The organism is Acinetobacter stercoris (genome assembly GCF_900323515.1).
In the GTDB taxonomy this organism is placed as follows: domain Bacteria; phylum Pseudomonadota; class Gammaproteobacteria; order Pseudomonadales; family Moraxellaceae; genus Acinetobacter; species Acinetobacter stercoris.
Genome location: NZ_OOGT01000435.1, coordinates 1 through 782, shown reverse-complemented (window position 1 = coordinate 782; position 782 = coordinate 1). Strand labels below are relative to the sequence as shown.

Genomic DNA, 782 nt, shown 5'->3' with positions numbered 1-782 from the left:
ATATTTAACTTATATAAATATTTAGCACAGTCTTTATCATATTAAATAGATGACAATTTGGTAGAAATTTCTTTGATTTCAAGTGTTGAATTTTGTTTATTCGAAACATGACCAAAAATATAGTCATCCTTTGTCTGGAAATATGCATCAAAGCATTGACTCATAAATAGATCCTGTTGGCTTTGTTTTAGGTAAATCGGTGCAAGTCGGTTGATATAGTAGTTGATCCAGTCTGTCTGGTTGGCAAATGTTGAATAGTCTTTTAAATCGGCATAGAGATTTTGCAAATCTGCTGAAATGGTTTCAATGTTGGGATGAAACAGCCAAACAGTGATATCCATTGGTTCAATTATAGTCAATGTATACGGAGATGATGGTTCAAAACGTTGAATGGCATAAAGCTGTACACCGTTTTCATTGCAACGGGAACAGAGTAGTTTGGTTGTTTCGACTTGAAAGAAATCCTTACCTATTTCCAATTCTCGCATTTGTCTTGATATATCGAGGCATTGAGGAAGTTTCTTTATTTCTGAATGAGTTAAATTTTTGAATAACTCAATAGATCGGTCAATAACAGCACCTTCACCAGTACCCGTAATGATCCCCTCATCCCATAAATAAAGCTTTTGACTTTTCTCATTGCGGAATTGGACTTCACCAGTTTCTTTCAAAACGATTTTTCTATTGTCTGCTGTGACAATTATGCTATCATTTAATTGTATGGCTATAATAAAAGTCATGTTTAAAATAAATTAAAATATTGAATTATTAGACGTTTATAT

General features: G+C 32.6%; 1 protein-coding gene. It reads right to left on the bottom strand.

Annotated elements, in window-relative coordinates:
* Positions 1 to 41: 41 nt before the first annotated feature.
* Positions 42 to 740, bottom strand: a complete 699-nt coding sequence (locus tag KPC_RS20090) for a hypothetical protein (RefSeq protein ID WP_121976035.1) — start codon at positions 738 to 740, stop codon at positions 42 to 44.
* Positions 741 to 782: the final 42 nt, after the last annotated feature.